Genomic DNA, 18,071 nt, shown 5'->3' on the forward strand with positions numbered 1-18,071 from the left:
CGACCCCAGGATAGCCCCCGGGTGGCACGGTGTACGCAGGGGAGTACAGCGTGCGGACGCCGAACGGTGTGTGCGGGTCAGGTGGTGCGGTCCGGCACGGCGTCGAGAGGGGTACGGGGGTGCGGGATCGCCGCGTCCCCGCTCTGCTGCAGGGCGACGGTCCGTGCCGGGGAGGGGATCCGGATGCCTTCGGCGCGGTACCGATGGTGCAGCCTCTTGATGAATTCATGCTTGATGCGGTACTTGTCGCTGAACTCGCCGACTCCGAGGATCACCGTGAAGCCGATCCGGGAGTCCCCGAACGTGTGGAAGCGGATGGCCGGTTCATGGTCCGGGACGGCTCCGGCGACGTCCTTCATCACCGTCTCGGCGACCTCGGTCGTGACCTTCTCGACGTGCTCCAGGTCGCTGTCGTAGCCGACGCCCACCTGCACCGTGACGGACAGCTTCTGCTCGGGGCGGCTGAAGTTGGTCATGTTGGTGCCGGCGAGTTTGGCGTTCGGGATGATGACCAGGTTGTTGTTGAGCTGCTCCACGACGGTGATGCGCCAGTTGATGTCGCGGACGTAGCCCTCCTCGCCGCTGCTCAGCCGGATGTAGTCACCGGGCTGGACCGTCTTCGAGACGAGGATGTGCACGCCCGCGAAGAGGTTGGCCAAGGTGTCCTTCAGAGCCAGGGCGATCGCCAGACCGCCCACGCCGAGGGCGGTGAGCAGCGGGGCGATGGATATGCCGAGGGTCTGCAGGATGACGAGGAAGCCCATCGCCAGCACGGCGATGCGCGTGATGTTGACGAATATCGTGGCCGATCCGGCGACGCCGGAGCGGGACTGCGCCACGGACTGCACCAGACCGCTGATCACCCGGGCCGCGGTGAGCGTCGCGGTCAGTATGACCAGGGCCGTCAGCACCTGATTGACGTTGTGCCCGACCCGGTGGGTCAGCGGGAGGGCCGCGGCCGCCGCGGCCACCCCGATCGCCACCGCGGACCAGGGCGCCAGCGTGCGCAGCACGTCGACGATGATGTCGTCCCCGCCCCACCGGGTCCTGGCGGCCCGTACGGCGAGCCAGCGCAGAATCACCCGCAGGGCGAGGGCCGCGGCCAGGCCGGCGGCCACCGCGATGCCGGCGACGATGACGTCGTGCAGTGTCAGAGCGTGGTTCATCGCCGTCCCGCCTCCGTTCCGGAGAGCGGAGCGACGGCGCAGGAAGCCGCCGCGATCCCGGAGTAATGAATCGTCACCTAATACCTGCCTGTCCCAACGATCAAGTTCGCGCCGGGTCTCGGGGGTGGGACCGGCGCGAGAACGTATCTTGCACCACGTCAGTTCGGCCCTCGCACACCTGGGTCCCCAAGTGTTCGGTGCCCGGCGGGGAGTGGGTTCTCGCGGGTGCGCGCGCGGAGGGGCTCCGGCGCTGGAGAGCGGCGTCTGACGACCCGTCGGTGACGTGCCGGGCTGCCCGGCAGCCCTTCCCCGGCGGATGTGTTGTGTTGAGGTAATTTTCCGCCCATCGGAGGAATCTCGCGGGAACGCCGAATGGATGCCCGGTGGGGTGTGCACGCTGTTCCGCGTGACGGGGTGGAGGAGAGCGGGCTATTCGGTGATGTTGGCCACGGCTGCCGTGCTCGCGGTGACGGGCCAGGCGGTCGCGGACGACGTAGGCGTGGACTCCGCGGTGGGCGGCCTCGCTTCGGAGACCGCCGTCCTGCACCATCTGCCGCCCCTGCTGTGGCCGCACCCGCCTTCTCACGCAGATGCGAGCCTCCTGCACGGTGCCGTCGGTGTGACCTTGGACGACAACGGCCGGGACTGTCTTTCCGCCACCGGTACCGTCCCGGGCCTCGCAACGCACGCGAGGGTGCGGTGGGGTTGCCCCACGGCCCCGCCCACCGCGCCACCGGCCACTCCTCCGGCACCCGCGCCACCCGCTCCCCCCGCGCCGGCTCCCGCCCCTCCGGCACCGGCCCCCGGTGCCCCCGCTCCCGCGCCACCCGCACCGGCCCCGCCTGCGCCGGCTCCTCCCGCACCGGCGCCCGGCGCTCCCGCTCCGGCTCCCGCGCCGCCCGGTCCGGGTGCCCCCGCGCCCGCGCCTCCCGTCGGCGCCCCGGCTCCCGCCCCGCCCGCTCCCGCACCTCCCGCCCCACCGGCCGCCGGCGCCCCGGCCCCTCCGGCTCCCGCTCCGCCACCGGCCCCCGGCGCCCCCGCTCCTCCCGCCCCCGCTCCGCCGCCGGCTCCGGCTCCCGTGCCGCCCGTGCCCGCCCCGCCACCGGCAGCGCCGGCCGCACCCGCCGCCCCTCCCGCACCGGCTCCCGCCGCCCCCGCACCCGCGGCTCCCGCTGCACCCGCGGCTCCTGCCGCCCCCGCGCCCGCCCCCGCCGCGCCACCTGCCCAACTGCCGCCCGGCGCCGCCCCCGTCGTCCAGGCGCCGCCTCGCGTCCCGCCGCCTTCGGCGCCCTCGACCTCCGCACCGAAGCCGCCCCCGCGCCGGCCCGGCACCGGGCGCAGCCACCCCTCGTACCACAACGCCGCCCCGTCGACCGGCAAGAAGCTGCTCCGTACGACCTCCGTGGTCACGCTCACCCTGCTGCTCACCACCCCGGCCGTACTGGCGGCGGCACTCCTGCGCCCGCGCACCCGCACCCGGCGGGGCTGAGGCTTCGGGCGGCGGCGCGACCGCGTACGGCGTCCCTGCGGCCGGTGTGCGGACCGCAGGCCCGGGGGCCCGTGCGCATCCGAGCCCCTTCGCGGCGTATTTGTCCGCTTGGTGCCCACGGTGGGAAGAGGCTCCCCTTCCGCCACTGCGAACCCCGAGGAGTGGGCAGGCGAGGGCCTGATGGATACTCGCTCCTCTTGCCCGAATGATCCAACAGGGGACCGCCGATGAGCACCACACAGGTCGACAATCCACCCGAACCGGAATCAGCCACCCGCCCCTGGCGGGCCTGGCTCCTGGAGGGGCTGAGCGAGCAGTCGGCCCGGCACCCCGGCCCGCACGGAACCCCGCCCGCCGAGCACAAGGGCCACCGGTGGTGGCGGGTGATGTGCCTGACCGGTGTCGACTACTTCTCCACGCTGGGCTATCAGCCGGGCATCGCCGCCCTCGCCGCCGGCCTGCTCTCGCCGATGGCGACCCTTGTGCTCATCGCGCTCACGCTGCTGGGTGCGCTGCCCGTCTACCGCCGCGTGGCGAAGGAGAGCCCGCACGGCGAGGGTTCGATCGCGATGCTGGAGCGGCTGCTGCCCTGGTGGGCGGGGAAGCTGTTCGTGCTGGTGCTGCTCGGTTTCGCCGCCACCGACTTCATGATCACCATTACCTTGTCTGCGGCCGACGCCTCGGCGCACGCCGTGGAGAACCCCTTCGCCCCGCACTGGATGCACGGCGGCAGCATGTGGATCACCCTGGTGCTGATCGCCGCCCTCGGCGCGGTCTTCCTCAAGGGCTTCCGCGAGGCGATCGACGTGGCCGTGGTGCTCGTGTCGGTCTACCTCCTCCTCAACGTCATCGTGCTCGTCAGCGCGGTCTGGCAGATAGCCGGCGAACCGGTCGCCGTCGGCGACTGGTGGCACGCCGCGTCCGCCGAACACTCCTCTCCCATGGCCATGATCGGCGTGGCCCTCCTGGTCTTCCCGCGCCTGGCGCTCGGCATGTCCGGCTTCGAGACCGGCGTCGCGGTCATGCCGCAGGTCCGCGGGGATGCCACCGACAGTCACGAGAAGCCCGCCGGACGGATCCGCGACACCCGCAAGCTGCTCACCACGGCCGCCCTGATGATGAGCGGATTCCTGCTTGTCAGCAGCCTGGCCACCACGATCCTCATCCCGGCCAAGGAGTTCGAGAAGGGCGGCGCCGCCAACGGGCGCGCGCTGGCCTATCTGGCGCACCAGCACCTGGGCGAGGCGTTCGGCACGGTGTACGACATCTCGACCATCGCGATCCTGTGGTTCGCGGGCGCCTCCGCGCTGGCCGGACTGCTCAACCTGGTGCCCCGCTACCTCCCGCGCTACGGGATGGCGCCGGAGTGGGCCGGGGCCGTCCGGCCGCTCGTCCTGCTCTTCATGGCGGTCGCCTTCACCGTCACGTTCCTCTTCGACGCGGACGTCGACGCCCAGGGCGGCGCCTACGCCACCGGCGTGCTCGTGCTGATGCTGTCCGCGTCCTTCGCCGCCACCATCGCCGCCCACCACCGCGGCCACCGTGCCGCCGCCGTCGGGTTCGGCTTCATCACGCTCGTCTTCGGCTACACCCTGGTCACCAATGTCATAGAGCGCCCCGACGGTCTGAAGATCGCCTCGCTGTTCATCGTGGGCATCCTGCTCACCTCGCTGGCCTCCCGCGTCCACCGGGCCTTCGAACTGCGGGCCGCCGACGTCACCTTCGACGAGACCGCCGCCCGGCTCGTCGACGACGCCGTCCGCTCCGGGCCGCTGCGGGTCATCGCCAACGAACCGCAGGAGAGCGACGCCGCCGAATACCACGCCAAGGAGTACACCCAGCGCGAGGAGACCCACATCCCGAGCGGCGGGCCCGTCCTCTTCCTCGAGGTGACCGTGCGCGACTCCTCCGACTTCGCCACCGACGTCACCGTCACGGGCGAGGAGCGCTACGGCATCCAGATCCTGCGGGTGCAGGGCGCCGGAGTGCCCAACACCATCGCCGCGGTCCTGCTCGAACTGCGCGACCGCACGGGCCAGGTGCCCCACGCGTACTTCAACTGGACCGAAGGGCACCCGCTCAGCCACCTGCTGCGGTTCCTCGTCTTCGGTGACGGCGAGGTCGCCCCGGTCACGCGCGAGGTCCTGCGCCGCGCCGAACCCGACCCCGCCCGCCGCCCGCGCGTCCACGTCGGCTGACCCGTCCCCGCCGCCCGCCGGTCCGGCCCGGCGTGCGGTGAGAACGTCCTCGGCCGCCGGGCCGTGGAGGAGCCGTACGGAGTCATACAAAGGGAAGAATCGCGGCTGGAGGCTTTCACACTTGGTACCCGAATGACACAGCGGATTGCGCGCACCCGACATATCCGGATGAGTTATGGTCTCGCGCACGTGCCGTGCGGCTGGATCCCCGAGACCCGGCCGCATGGCATCGCGGTGGAGCGATGACCGCGCAGCACGTACTCGCCCTGCCTGTCGGGCGTCCCTGTCCTTCGGCCCCAAGAGGAAAGCTGTTCGTACATGCGTGAGAACACAACCGCGGTTCCCGGCCCGGCGATCGCCGTGGTCGGCGCGGCGTGCCGGTTCCCCGGCGGAGTCAAGGATCTCGACGGGCTCTGGGAAGTGCTGGAGCAGGGCCGTGACGTGATCGGCGAAGTGCCGCCGGACCGCTTCGAGTCACGCAGGTTCGTCGACACCGCGATGCCGCGCCCGGGGAAGAGCTACACGGCCGCGGGCGGCTTCCTCGACGACGTCACGGGATTCGACGCCGCGTACTTCGGCATCGCGCCGAAGGAAGCGGCCCGGATGGACCCCCAGCACCGGCTGCTGATGGAGCTGGCCGTCGAGGCGCTGGACGACGCGGGCATCGCCCCCGACCGTCTCGCGGGCTCGGACACGGCCGTGTATGTGGGGGTTTCGGACACCTCGTACGGCGGGCTGCAGATGATGGCGCCTGAGAGCGTCAACGCCTACACGATGTCGGGCTCCGCGTCGTCGATCGCCGCGAACCGGCTGTCCCACTTCTTCGACCTGCGCGGCCCGAGCATGGCGGTGGACACCGCCTGCTCCTCGTCCCTGGTTGCGCTGGACCGAGCCTGCCGGACCCTGCTGGACGGCACCAGCCGCGCCGTGCTCTCGGCCGGCGTCAACGTACTGCTCAGCCCCTACCACTACGTGGGTTTCTGCCAGGCGTCCATGCTCTCGCCCACCGGCCGGTGCGCGTCCTTCTCCGCCCACGCCGACGGGTTCGTGCGCGCGGAGGGCGGTGGCGTGGTGGTCCTCAAGCGGCTCGCGGACGCCGTCGCCGACGGTGACCGCGTCCACGGGGTGATCCTGGGCAGCGCGTCCAACAGCGACGGCAGGACGATGGGGCTCGCGCTGCCCAACGCGGAGGCGCAGGAGGAGCTGTTGCGCGCCGTGTACGCCGAGGCGGGAGTCGGCCCCGACGAACTGGTCTACCTCGAGGCGCACGGCACCGGCACCCTGGTCGGAGACCCGCTGGAATGCCGGGCCATCGGCCGCGCCCTCGGCAGGAACCGCACCGGAGGTGTCCTGCCGATCGGCTCGGTCAAGACCAACATCGGGCACCTGGAGCCCGCTTCCGGCATGGCGGGCCTCCTCAAGGCCCTGCTGGTGCTCCGGCACCGGGCGATCCCGCCCTCCCTGCACGCCTCACCGCCCAACCCGGACATCGACTTCGCGGCACTCAACCTCGCGCCCGTCGACCGGCTCGGACCGCTGTCCGGCACCGGGCGTCCCGTCGTGGGCGTGAACTCCTTCGGATTCGGGGGCTCCAACGCCCACGTCATCGTCACCTCCTCCCCGGCCCTGCCCTCCCCGCCCCGGGACAGCGCCCCGGCCGTGGAGCCCCCGGCCCTGCCGGTGATCGTCTCCGCCCGCACGCGGCGGGCGCTGGAGAAGGCCGCGGCCGACCTCGCCGACCGGCTGGCGGACGCCACGCCGCAGGAGTTCTACGACATCGCTTACACCACCTGCCTGCGGCGCGGAAAGCACCCGCACCGCGCGGCGGTACTGGCCACCGCGGGCACCGCCGCCCAGCGGCTGCGCCGATTCGCCGGAGAGGCCGCCCCCACGAGCGCGGCGGAGTCCCCGGCCATTCCCGCCCCGCGCGACGACGAGGCCATCGGCACCACCGCGCAGGCGGTCGAGCACGGCCGCGTCGCCTTCGTCTTCTCCGGCAACGGCTCTCAGTGGGCGGGCATGGGAGCCGAACTCCTCGCGAGCAGCCCGGTGTTCCGGGAAGCCGTCGAGGCGGTCGACGCGGCCCTCGCCCCCGCGCTGGGCTGGTCGGTCGCCGAGGAACTCGCCGCGCCCGTGGACCGGGCCCGCCTGGAGCTCACCGAGATCGCCCAGCCGCTGCTGTTCGCCGTGCAGGCCGGCGTGGCCCGGATGCTCGAGGAGCAGGGCATCGTCGCGCACACCGTGCTCGGCCACAGCGTGGGGGAGGTCGCGGCCGCGTACGTCGCGGGCGCCCTCGACCTGGAGCAGGCCGCGCGAGTCATCGCCGTACGCAGCCGCACCCAGGCGGCCACCGCCGGCGCAGGCCGGATGGCCGCCGTCGGCCTGCCCGCCGCACGCGCCGAGGAACTCCTCACCGCCCACCCGGGGTTGGAGATCGCCGCGGTCAACAGCGCCCGGGACGTGACCGTCGCCGGGCCCGCCGCGGAGCTGAGAGCCTTCACCGCGGAACTGCCGCGGCAAGGGGTGACCTGCGCCGAACTCGACCTGGATTACGCCTTCCACAGCGCCGCGATGGACCCCATCCAGCAGCCGCTGCGCGAGGCACTGGCCGGCCTGCGGCCCGGCCTGGCCCGCATCCCCATGCTCTCCTCCGTCACCGGCGGACCCGTCGACGGCACGGAACTGGACGCCGGCTACTGGTGGCGCAACGTCCGCGAACCCGTCCGGTTCGCCGCCGCCGTCGAGCACGCCCTCGATGAGGGCGCCGACGTCCTCGTGGAGATCGGACCCCACCCCGTGCTCCGCTCCTACCTGCGGCGCATCACCGACTCCCGCCCCCGCACACCCACCGCGGTGACGGCCACCCTGCGGCGCGGCACCGACGCGCGCACGGCGATGCGCCAGGCGGTCACGGCCCTCATCGCCCAAGGCGCCCAGGTGGACTGGGGCGTGCACTTCCCCCGGCGGGGCCGGGTCGCGGAGCTGCCGGCCTACCCCTGGCAGCGGGAGCGCCACTGGAACGGCACCCCGCAGACGTGGCTGCGCACCAGCGGCTCCGGGCTCCTGGAACACCCCCTCCTCGGCGAGCGGCTGCCGTCCCCGCTGCCGACCTGGCAGGGCGCGGTCGAACCGGCGCTGACGCCCTGGCTGGTCGACCACAAGCTCGCCGGCTCGGTCGTCGTCCCTGCCACGGCCTACGTCGACATGGCGCTGTCGGCCGGGCGCCTCACCCTCGGCGCCGCCGCGGAGGTCGACTCCCTGGAGATCACCCGCCCCCTGGTCGTGCCCTGGGCGGACGCCGGCAGCGTACGGATCCAGACGGCCCTGACCCCCGACGATGGGCTGTTCGAGATCACCAGCACCGACTCCCAGGCCCGCCGGCCGCGCCCCCACGTACGGGCGAGAGTGCGGACCCTCCTCGGCCGGGCACCCGACCCCCTGGACGTCCCCGCCGTCCACGCACGCTGCGCGCGCGTCATGAGCGGCGAGGAGCACTACGACGCGGTCGGGCGCGCCGACCTCCAGTACGGCCCCGCCTTCCAGGTGCTGCGGGAACTGCGGGCAGGCGACGGCGAGGTATTGGCCGCATACCGGCACGACGCGCCCTCCGAGGAGCACGAGGCCCACCCGGCCCTGCTGGACGGAGCGCTCCAGGCGGGCGCGCCGCTGATCGCCGACGTGGTGACCGGCGGCGATGTCTATCTCCCGGCCGCCGTCGGGGCCGCCCGGGTGTGGCGCACACCCGCCGCCTCCGGCTGGGTCCACGTGCGCGAGCGGTCGTCCTCGGCGACCGAGGTGTGCTGGGACATCGTCGTCACCGACGAGGACGGCACGGTCAGCGTCGAACTGCAACGATGCCGGATGCGGCGGCTGGCCGGAGGCCACCGCACGCCGCTGACCTCCCACCACACCGTGCTGCGCGCGGCACCGCACACCATGGAGCCGGTGACGGACCAACCGCCGGCCACGCCCACGGGGATCGTGGCGGCAACGGCCGACCGCGTGGCGGCACTCCGCGCGGACTGGCACGAGTACGGCTGCGAGGAATACGTGGCGGTACTCAAGGAGGCGAGCGCCCACCGGCACGCCGCCGCCATCGCGGCCCTCCTGCCCGACGCCCTCGCCCCCTTCGACACCACCGCTCTCCTCGCCGCGGGCATGGACCCCGGGCGCACCCGCTACTTCGAAGCGATGATCCCCGAACTGCACCGCCACGGCCTGCTGGAACAGGAAGCGAGCGGGCAACTGAGGCTCACCCGGACCGCTTTCGACGACCAGGACCTGCTGCGCCGACTGGCACTGGACTTCCCGCGCTACTCCACGGAGAGCCGCCTCGCCCTCCGCGGCCTGCGCGACGTCCTCACCAGCGACGGCACGGACCCCGTCGACCTGCTGGTGTCGGACGGCAGCCTCACCGACTTCGAGCAGCTCTACGACACCGGTGCCGTGACCCGCTTCCACAACCGCCTCGCGCAGGCACTCCTGAGCGAAGTGGTCCGTTCCTGGCCCGCCGACCGGCCGCTGCGCGTCCTCGAGGTGGGTGCCGGCACCGGTGGCGCGGCAGCAGCCCTGCTCCCGCTGCTCCCGGCCGAGCGCACGCAGTACCTCTACACCGACATCTCTCCGGTCTTCCTGGCCCGCGCCGAACGGCGCTTCGCCGCATACGACTTCGTGACCTACCGGACCTTCGACCTGGACACCGGCCTCGAAGAGCAGGGGCTGCCCGAGGCGGGCTTCGACATCGTCGTCGCCGCCAACGCCCTCCACACGGCCAAGGACCTCGCCGCCGCGCTGCGCCGCGTCGCCGCGCTGCTGGCTCCCGGCGGGCTGCTGCTGGCGACCGAGTCCCACGACCCGTACGTCCTCGCGCCGTACTTCGGCACGCTGGACAGTTTCTGGAACCGCACCGACCAGGACGAACGGCCGGATTCGCTGCTGCTGCCCGCCCACCGGTGGCCGGACCTGCTCGCGCGGTGCGGCTTCACCGACACCGTGCTGACCGGCGACGACGCCGAGCCCTGCCGTGACGCCTTCTCCGTCATCCTCGCCGCCGCCCCCGACCGCACCGTCACCGCCCCGCCACCGGCCACCACGGCGCCCATCCGCTGGGTCGTCGCCGCGGAGACCACCGGCGAACTGGGGCTCGCCGAGGAGGTGGCCGGGCTCCTCGCACGAGCGGGCAGCGGGGAATCCACGGCGCGCCCGGTGGGCGACGACGCGGCCGACTGGGTGCCCGAGCAGATCCGGCAGGGCGCTGCCCTCTGCGTCGTCCTGGGCGAAGCGGCCTCGACCGGACCGGACGACCTCGTGGCCCTCACTACCCGGCGCGCGGCCCTCCTGCGCACCGTCGCGGCCGCCTGCGAGCACCTGCCCGAGGGCGCGCGGACGCCACTGACCGTGGTGACCCGGCCGAGCGGCGCGCTCCCGGCCCCCGAACGCACCGCCGCCACGCAGGATGCCGCGGTGTGGGGAATTGCCCGCAGCCTGGCCAACGAGGAACCACGGCTCGTCGTCCGCGCCGTCTCGCTGGACCGCGGCGGGGAGACGGCCACCGACGCGCTCAGGCTGGTACGTGAACTCCTCGCGGACCGCTCCGAGACCGAAGTCGTGATCACATCGAGCGGCGGCAGGTTCGTCCCCCGCGAGACGGCCCTGCCCGCCGATCACCACACGGTGACCGCCACGGGACCGCAGCCCTTCGCCCTCGACGTCCGCACCCCCGGGCTGTCCTATCAACTTCCCTGGTCCGAACGGCCACCGGTCACGGCGGGCCCCGGCCAGGTCGCCATCGCCGTACGGGCGGCCGCCCTGAACTACCGCGACATGATGCAGGCCGTCGGGCTGCTGCCCGCCGAGGCGGTCGAAGGCACCTTCAGCGAGGCCGGCCTCGGACTGGAATGCGCCGGAACCGTCACCGCCGTCGGCCCCGACGTGACCGGGTTCCGGCCGGGCGACCGGGTGTTCGGGCTGGCACCCGCCTCCCTCGCCACGCACACCCTCACCGCCGCCCAGGCCGTCGGCCACATCCCCGACGGGATGAGTTTCACCGAGGCCGCCACCCTGCCCGTCGTCTTCTCCACCGTCCACTACAGCCTCGACCACCTGGCCCGGCTCGCGGCCGGCGAGACCGTCCTGGTGCACGGCGGAGCCGGCGGCATCGGGCTCGCCGTGCTCCAGTACGCCCGCCTGTGCGGCGCCCAGGTGATCGCCACCGCGGGCACCCCCGCCAAACGGGAACTGCTGCGCCACCTCGGGGTCGACCACGTCCTCGACTCACGGAGCCTGGACTTCGCCACCGAGGTCATGGAGCTCACCGACGGCGCCGGGGTGGACGTCGTCGTCAACTCCCTCGCGGGGGAGGCCATCACCCGCAGCCTGGAACTGCTGTGCCCGGGCGGCCGCTTCATCGAGCTGGGCAAGCGGGACATCTACGAGAACAAACCCCTGCTCCTGCGCCCCTTCCGCAACAACATCGCCTTCTTCGGCGTCGACCTCACCACCCTGGCCTTCGACCCCCGCGCCGGAGCCAAGCTGTTCGCCGACGTCACCGAGCGCGTACACGACGGGTCCTACCGCCCGCTGCCGCACCACGTGTACCCCGCCGCCCGGGTGAGCGAGGCATTCCAGCTCGTCCAGCACTCCCGGCACGTCGGCAAGGTCGTCGTCGCCTTCGACCCGCTGGACGAACCGGTGCGGGTCGAGCGGCGCACCCAGGCACCGAGCCTCGACCCGCACGGCACCTACCTCGTCACCGGCGGCCTGAGCGGCTTCGGCGCCGCCACGGCCGGCCTGCTCGCCGAGCGGGGCGCACGCCACCTGGCCCTGGTCGGCCGCCGCGGCGACGAGACCCCCGGAGCCGCGGAGCTCCTCGACCGGCTCGCCGGGCATGGTGTACAAGCCACCGTGTACGCAGCCGACGTCTCCGACCCCTTCGCCATGCGGAGCGTGATCGACGGGATCGACACCGGCGGGCACCCGCTGCGGGGCGTCGTCCACTGCGCCATGCACCTCGAGGACGACCTGCTGACCGAGCTCACCGACGAACGGTTCGCCGCCGCCTTGCAGGCGAAGATGGCCGGTGCCGTCGTGCTGGACCGCGTCGTCGGCGAACGGGACCTGGATCTCTTCGCGCTGTACTCCTCCGGCACGACTCTCATCGGCAACATCCGGCAGTCCAACTACGTGGCCGCCAACCTCTTCCTCGAAGCGCTCGCCCGCCGTCGCCGTGGCGACGGAGCCGTCGGACAGGCGATCGTCTGGGGTGCCATCGGGGAGACGGGATACGTCGCCCGGAACGAACTCACCCACATCCTGGCCTCGGTGGGCATCGACCCCCTCACGCTCCGCCAAGCGCTCGCAGCCCTCGACCGGCTGCTCGGCAGCGACATCGAGGTGGCGGGTGCCGGGCGCTACAACTGGTCCCGCCTGCGCGGCCTCCTCCCGGCCCTGGACGCACCTCGCTTCTCCCAACTGCTCCCCGAACGGATGGGCGACGCGGACCACTCACGCGAGGAGATCCTGCGGACACTGGCGGCCATGGCACCCGAGGAAGCGGCACGGGCCGTCGCCGACTCCCTGGCCCACCTGCTGGCGGACGTCCTGCACATGGACGCCAAGGACCTCGACCACCACCGGCGGCTCGACGAGTACGGCCTCGACTCGCTGATGCTCGCCGAGATGCTGGCCTCGCTGCGGCAGCGGTTCGACGTCGAGATCCCGCCGCTGGAACTCCTGCGCAGCGGCGGCACGATCGCCGACGTCTCCCACCTGGTGCTGCTGCGCCTCGGCCTCGGCAGCGGTACCGACAGCACCGGCACGAGCGACACACCTACCGCCGGGGCGACCCCGGGGGTAGGGGCGCAGGCCGGTGACCGGGCGGCGTCACCGGCGTAGTCGCGGTGTCCCGGGGACCCGGGACACCCTCGGTGCCCTGTGTCCCGGGCCGGTGCCACCGGCCCGGGACCAGGCGTTCATGGAGCACGGCGAGCGGGCGGGGCGCCCACCAGTTGGCTTCTCCGGTCAGCCGCATGAAGGCGGGCACGAGCACGCCCCGTACGACGGTGGCGTCGACCAGGACCGCCAACGCCAGCCCGCAGCCGAAGAGTTTGAGCAGGGTGATGCCGGAGGCGGCCAAGGGGAACAGCGCGGCCGCGAGGATGGCCGCCGCGGCCGTGACCATCCTGCCGGTCCGGGCGATGCCGGTGACCACGGCGGCCCGGTGGTCGCCCGAGATCCGGTACTCCTCCTGGATGCGCGAGATGAGGAACAGCTCGTAGTCGACCGAGAGCGCGAACGCGGCACCGAAGATCAGCACCGGCATGGCGGTGTCCAGCTCACCCGTGACGGTGAAGTGCCCGAACAGATCGCGGAGATGGCCGTCCTGGAAGACGTACACCATCGCCCCGAAACTCGCGCTCAGGCTCAGCGCCCCCATGAGCACCGCCTTGAACGGGATGAGGAGCGAACCCGTGAAGAGGAACAGCAGGAGCAGGACGCTGCCCACGACGATCGCCGCGGCTCCCGGCAGAGCCCCGAGCACCGCGTTCTTGGTGTCCAGGACCCTGGCCGGGCGGCCCGCGACCAGGTGCGGCCCGGGGGACGGCAGCGCGCGCAGCTCCTCCACCAGCCGCTCGTCCAGGGACGGCGGGCCGCCGCCGATCACGGACAGCCAGGTCGCGCCGCGGGTGATGTAGAGGAGCGAGCCGACCGTGGGTCCCGCGGTGCGCCGGCCCTTCTCGTAGACCCCGCCCGCCGCGGAGACCTTCCGCACCGCGGGGAGGGCCGAGACGCGACGCGCGTAGGCGTCCAGCCGCTCCTGCTGGTCCACGGCGTCGGTGCCGGTCAGCAGCACGGCCAGGGTCCGGTTCCAGGGGAGGTCGAATTCGCGCTCGATCCTCGTGGCCACCGCGTGCGACTCCACCCGCGCCGGCAGGACGCGCTCGTCGGTGACCCCGAAGTGGACGTGGGCGAAGGGGAACGCCAGCGTCGCCAGGAAGAGGACCGCGCAGCCGCCCGCCAGTACGGGCCGCCCCGTCGCGACACGGGCCGCGCGGTGCCAGAGCGAGACATCGCCGTCCCGCCGCGCCCGGCGCAGCGGCGCGAAGGCGTCGCCCCGGTCGATACGGGTGCCGATGACGGCCAGCAGGGCGGGCAGGACGAGCGCGGTGGTCGCCGCCGCCAGCACCACCACGCTCATCCCCGCGACGGCCAGCGAACGCAGGAATCCCAGCGGGAAGAGGAGCAGCGCGCTCAGACAGACGACGACCGTGGCCGCGGAGTAGAGCACGGTCCGGCCGGCCGTGCGCATGGTGCGGGCGATGGCCTCGGCGGTGCCGCTGCCGGTGGCCGTCTCCTCCCGGAAGCGCGTGACGACGAAGAGGCCGTAGTCGACGGCCAGCCCGAAGCCGAGCGCGGTGGTGATGTTCGACGCGAACGCGGAGACGGGCATGACCGCCGTCAGCAGCCGCAGCACCGCGAACGTGCCCGCCACCGCGAGCCCTCCGACGGCCGCGGGCAGCAGCGCGGCCGTCAGCGAGCCGAAGGCGAAGAGCAGGACCAGCACGGCCAGGGGCGCGCCGATCAGCTCGGCGCGGAGCAGCTCCTGGCCGCTGAGCTCGGTGGCCTGCGCCATCACCCACGCGGGGCCGGTCGCCGTGACCTGGAGCGGGCCGTGCCGGCCCGTCAGCCGCGGCACCAGCGCCGCCGCGCGGCGCGCCGCCACGTGCTCGCCGCCCCGGAGGTCGACGGTGACGAGGGCGGCACGCCCGTCCCTGCTCAGCAGCCGGGAGTCCCCGACCGTCCAGTAGGACAGCACCCGGCGCACCCCCGGCTGCTCCGCGGCCCGCCGGGCGAGCTCGCGGCCCGCGCGGTCCACGGCGGGGTCGGTGACGGGCGCGTCGGCCCGTACGTGCAGGACGAGGTCCGGAATGCCCGCGTCGAAGCGTTCCTTGAGTACGCTTTCGGCGCGCGTCGCCTCGGTGCCGCCCGCGATGTATCCGCCGTTCGACAAGCGGGCGGGGGAGCCGGCCGCGGCGAGCGCCAGCAGCGCGCCCAGGCCCAGGGCCGTCGCCAGCACCCACCACGGACGACGCGCGGCCCACCGGGTGGTGGCACCGCGTCCTTCCGTACCGTCCTTCCGCGCGGGGGCTTTCGGGTCGGGCACGGAACGGCGCCATCGCATGTGCGGGTCCTTTCGTCGGCGTGGCGATCGTGGCGAAAGGGGACCTACTGGAGCAAATGTCCTGTAGGCCGTGTGGGTGGGGAATCCCGGCCGAATCTGGCAAGTGGCAGGTGGTTCGGCTAACTTGCGTCACTCGAACTCGACCAGGCGACGACCGTGAGAACCGCCGGCCGTAAGAACCCTCAGCCGCAAGAACCGCCAGCCGTAAGAACCCCAGCGCAAGGAAGAAGACCTATGCCCGACAGGGCTCACACCACCATCGCGGCCACCACCCGCCCGCGCCGCGGCGCCAAGGCACTGGCCTCGGCCGGGGCGGCGCTCGTGCTGCTCGTGACCGGCACCGCCGCCGCCCACGCACAGCCCTCCGCACGGGCGGGCGGCACCCTCAAGTGCTCCCTGCGGACCGCGCCGGGCGGCCCGATCACCTTCTCGCCCCCCGTCTCCAACACACCCAAGCGCATCTCCGCCCACGGCACCGTCGACCTGGACGACTGCACCTCACCCGACGGACGCCAGGCGCGGATCCGGTCCGGCCGGCTGGTGCTCAGCGGCAGCGGCCTCGCGACCTGCTCCGGAGCCACCGGCGTCCAGGGCACCGGCACCGTCACCTGGTACTCAGGAGCCAACCGCACGGGCCGCGTCATCGGCCGCACCACGGTCCGGCCCACCTCCGGCGGCGGCCAGGGCTACACCCCGGTCGACTCCTTCCTGAGCGGCGAAGCCGCCTCCGGCCTCATGGCGGGCCACCCCTTCGCGGGCACCGCCGTACCCACCAACGACGTCAAGAGGTGCTTCACGGCCGGCCTCGACCACATCGAAGGACGCGGCACACTCAACGTCGCCTGACACGAACGCCCGAGCCGGGCGGGCGGTGCGGGCCACCGATGATGGGTAACGGGCTGGGTGTGCGGTCGCCGTGCGGCGGCACGCTCGTCATCATCACGGAGGTGGAGCATGACGCAATGCCCCGGGGCGACCCCGCAACCGATCCCGCCCGCGGTCCAGGAGGCGTACGGCCCGGCCGATCTCGGCTCGATGCCCATGTTCGCGGGCGGATTCATCAACTTCGGCTACTGGCAGGGCATCGACCTCGACGGGCCACTGACCGAAGGTGACCGGATCAGCAGCCAGCTCGCCATGTACCGCCACGTACTGGGCGCGTTGGCGCCCACCGAGGGGCTGTGTGCCCTGGAAGTCGGCTGCGGCCTGGGGGCCGGCGGTGCGATGGCGCTCGAGGAGTACGGCTTCGCGCGCGTCACCGGCATGGACATCCACCCGCAACAGCTCGAACGCGCTCGGCGGGCCAACTCCGGCCTGCTGAGCCGCCGCCCCGGGCGACTGCACTTCGCGCAGGGCGCGGCCGAGGACATGCCGTTCGGCGACGGCGAGTTCGACCGCCTGCTCAGCGTCGAAGCCGCCCAGCACTTCCGCGACCTCGACGCCTTCGCCCGGGAGACCGCGCGCGTCCTGCGGCCCGGCGGTCGCGCCGCCGTGACCAGCTTCTTCGTCCCCGACGCCGATCCGTCCCGAGCCGGACGACTGGCCGAGCTGCTCGACACCTTCGCGTCCGGGCTGGACGTCGCGCACACCGTCCCCCTGCTGACCGGAAGCCTCGAACGGGCCGGTCTGACCGGCGTCCGTGTCACCTCGATCGGGGCCTCGGTATGGCCCGGTTGGGACCGCTGGCTGTCCGGCACATGGAAGCCCGATACCTGGCCACGCAACTTCCTGCGTGCCTACCGCGAAGGCATCCTCGACTACTTCACGGTCACCGCGGAACGCCCCACCGGGTGACGACCCATCAGGTCACTTGAGTTCACCGGTGTGAGGCTCACACCCCGGGCCCCGCCCCGCGTGCTCCGAGGGAGTCCTCGTGCCGCGGGCCGGGGCCCTGGGAGTGTCTGCACCCATGTCGTCGCCGGCCTGCTCCGCCGGGAGCGGTCGGGCCGCCTCAGGGCTGGGTCGCCGGTGAGTGCCGGTCAGACCTTGGCCGCGGCCTCCTCGGCCTTGGGCTCCGCGGCCGGGGCGGCCGCCCCGGAGGCGGCGTCCTCGGCGGCGGGTGCGGTGTAGAACACCGAACCCTGCTTACGCTCGCGCTCCAGCTTGCCCTTGGCGACGAGCGCCTCCACGGTGTTGCGCACCACCTGGGTGCTCGCGACGCGCTCCGGGTGGGCCTGACCCAGCTCGTTGACGACCTCGCTCACCATGCGCGGCTGGTGGTGCCGGACGAGCAGGCCGAGGACCAGCTCACCGAGGGTGGGACCGTCACTCTTCTTGGCACGTGCCGATGTTGCCTTCGGCGCCTTCGGTGCCTCCGCGCCCTTGGCCTGTGCCGCCTTCTTCCGGCGGCCCTGGGCGGCAGGCGCGGCAGCCGCCTTCTTCGCCCGGCGCGGCTGCGGCACACCCGCCGTGCCCGCGCTCTTCCCGGCCTCCTTGCCCGCACCTTCCTGCTCCTTGGCCACCGTGCCGCGCATGCCCATCAGCCAGGAACGTTCCGTCTGCAGTTGCGCGAGGCGGGCGCGGAGGGCCTCCTGCTCCTTCTCGTTGTTCTCCAGATCGGCCGCGAACTGCGCCGCGTAGCGGGCCTGGATGCCGGCGTCGTCCATACCATCGGTCATGAACTGCTCCCTCTTCTGGGCAGGTGTTGTTGCGGGATGCTACTCACTCAAACACAGAGTCAGTTGCCATGTTGCCGACCGCATACCCATATCCGACGCCTCCTGTGCGACTTTGCCGGGCCATGGGCCTTCGGCTGCGACCAGGTTGCTGTTGCCGACATGGGTCAGCCGGTTGGTCCGGCGAAAGCGAAGCGCCGCTGTGCTCGACGGGAGTTGTCCGTCGAGCACAGCGGCGCTTCATGGCGTCGGTACGGGATTCACTCCGCCGGGCGGAGTGCCAGTGCCGCCCGTTTCACGGCCGAGGCCACCGCCTCGGTCGCCCGCGCGTTGAAGACGCTGGGGATGATGTAGTTGGCGTTGAGTTCGTCTTCGGCGACGACGTCGGCGAGGGCGCCTGCGGCGGCGAGCATCATCTCGGTG

At 72.9% G+C, this 18,071-nt stretch carries 8 protein-coding genes; 5 read left to right on the forward strand and 3 right to left on the reverse strand.

Annotation, left to right across the window (positions count from 1 at the left end; all coding sequences use genetic code 11):
• Positions 1-77: 77 nt before the first annotated feature.
• Positions 78-1,166 (reverse strand): mechanosensitive ion channel family protein, encoded by a 1,089-nt coding sequence (locus ACFY1P_RS09190; protein ID WP_390750251.1) that lies wholly within the window; start codon positions 1,164-1,166, stop codon positions 78-80.
• Positions 1,167-2,253: 1,087 nt separating this feature from the next.
• Between ACFY1P_RS09190 and ACFY1P_RS09195 the strand changes: the two genes are divergently transcribed.
• The 3 genes from ACFY1P_RS09195 to ACFY1P_RS09205 all read left to right on the forward strand — a co-directional run bounded on the left by ACFY1P_RS09195 (position 2,254) and on the right by ACFY1P_RS09205 (position 12,746).
• A complete protein-coding gene (locus tag ACFY1P_RS09195; RefSeq protein WP_390750252.1) occupies positions 2,254-2,655 on the forward strand; it encodes a hypothetical protein in 402 nt (133 codons plus the stop codon).
• Between the two features lie 227 nt (positions 2,656-2,882).
• On the forward strand, positions 2,883-4,853 hold the full coding sequence (locus ACFY1P_RS09200) for an amino acid transporter (protein ID WP_361531191.1): 1,971 nt from the start codon (positions 2,883-2,885) through the stop codon (positions 4,851-4,853).
• Positions 4,854-5,171: 318 nt separating this feature from the next.
• Positions 5,172-12,746 carry an SDR family NAD(P)-dependent oxidoreductase gene (locus ACFY1P_RS09205; protein WP_390750253.1) on the forward strand — a complete coding sequence of 2,525 codons (7,575 nt, stop codon included), beginning with the start codon at positions 5,172-5,174 and terminating at the stop codon, positions 12,744-12,746.
• Here ACFY1P_RS09205 and ACFY1P_RS09210 read toward each other — a convergent pair.
• Complete coding sequence (locus ACFY1P_RS09210) at positions 12,682-15,033, reverse strand: MMPL family transporter (RefSeq protein WP_390750254.1); 2,352 nt, start codon at positions 15,031-15,033, stop codon at positions 12,682-12,684. The two genes, ACFY1P_RS09205 and ACFY1P_RS09210, sit on opposite strands and share 65 nt — an antisense overlap.
• Before the next feature lie 234 nt (positions 15,034-15,267).
• Between ACFY1P_RS09210 and ACFY1P_RS09215 the strand changes: the two genes are divergently transcribed.
• Both ACFY1P_RS09215 and ACFY1P_RS09220 read left to right on the forward strand, forming a co-directional pair.
• Positions 15,268-15,879, forward strand: coding sequence for a hypothetical protein (locus ACFY1P_RS09215; RefSeq protein WP_390750255.1), 612 nt, complete (start codon positions 15,268-15,270; stop codon positions 15,877-15,879).
• 108 nt (positions 15,880-15,987) lie between these two features.
• Positions 15,988-16,827 carry a class I SAM-dependent methyltransferase gene (locus ACFY1P_RS09220; protein ID WP_361531203.1) on the forward strand — a complete coding sequence of 280 codons (840 nt, stop codon included), beginning with the start codon at positions 15,988-15,990 and terminating at the stop codon, positions 16,825-16,827.
• Between the two features lie 185 nt (positions 16,828-17,012).
• Here the strand turns inward: ACFY1P_RS09220 and ACFY1P_RS09225 are convergent, their stop codons facing one another.
• Positions 17,013-17,651: a hypothetical protein gene (locus ACFY1P_RS09225; RefSeq protein ID WP_390750256.1), complete on the reverse strand. Its 639-nt coding sequence runs from the start codon at positions 17,649-17,651 to the stop codon at positions 17,013-17,015.
• Between the last annotated feature and the right edge of the window lie 420 nt (positions 17,652-18,071).

This window comes from Streptomyces sp. NPDC001407 (assembly GCF_042895325.1).
Classification (GTDB): domain Bacteria; phylum Actinomycetota; class Actinomycetes; order Streptomycetales; family Streptomycetaceae; genus Streptomyces.

Excerpts from the sequence above, each read along its gene's own strand:
- ACFY1P_RS09190 (WP_390750251.1), bottom strand. The coding sequence starts at position 1,166 with ATGAACCACGCTCTGACACTGCACGACGTCATCGTCGCCGGCATCGCG.
- ACFY1P_RS09200 (WP_361531191.1), top strand. The coding sequence starts at position 2,883 with ATGAGCACCACACAGGTCGACAATCCACCCGAACCGGAATCAGCCACC.
- ACFY1P_RS09205 (WP_390750253.1), top strand. The coding sequence starts at position 5,172 with ATGCGTGAGAACACAACCGCGGTTCCCGGCCCGGCGATCGCCGTGGTC.
- ACFY1P_RS09210 (WP_390750254.1), bottom strand. The coding sequence starts at position 15,033 with ATGCGATGGCGCCGTTCCGTGCCCGACCCGAAAGCCCCCGCGCGGAAG.
- ACFY1P_RS09215 (WP_390750255.1), top strand. The coding sequence starts at position 15,268 with ATGCCCGACAGGGCTCACACCACCATCGCGGCCACCACCCGCCCGCGC.
- ACFY1P_RS09220 (WP_361531203.1), top strand. The coding sequence starts at position 15,988 with ATGACGCAATGCCCCGGGGCGACCCCGCAACCGATCCCGCCCGCGGTC.
- ACFY1P_RS09225 (WP_390750256.1), bottom strand. The coding sequence starts at position 17,651 with ATGACCGATGGTATGGACGACGCCGGCATCCAGGCCCGCTACGCGGCG.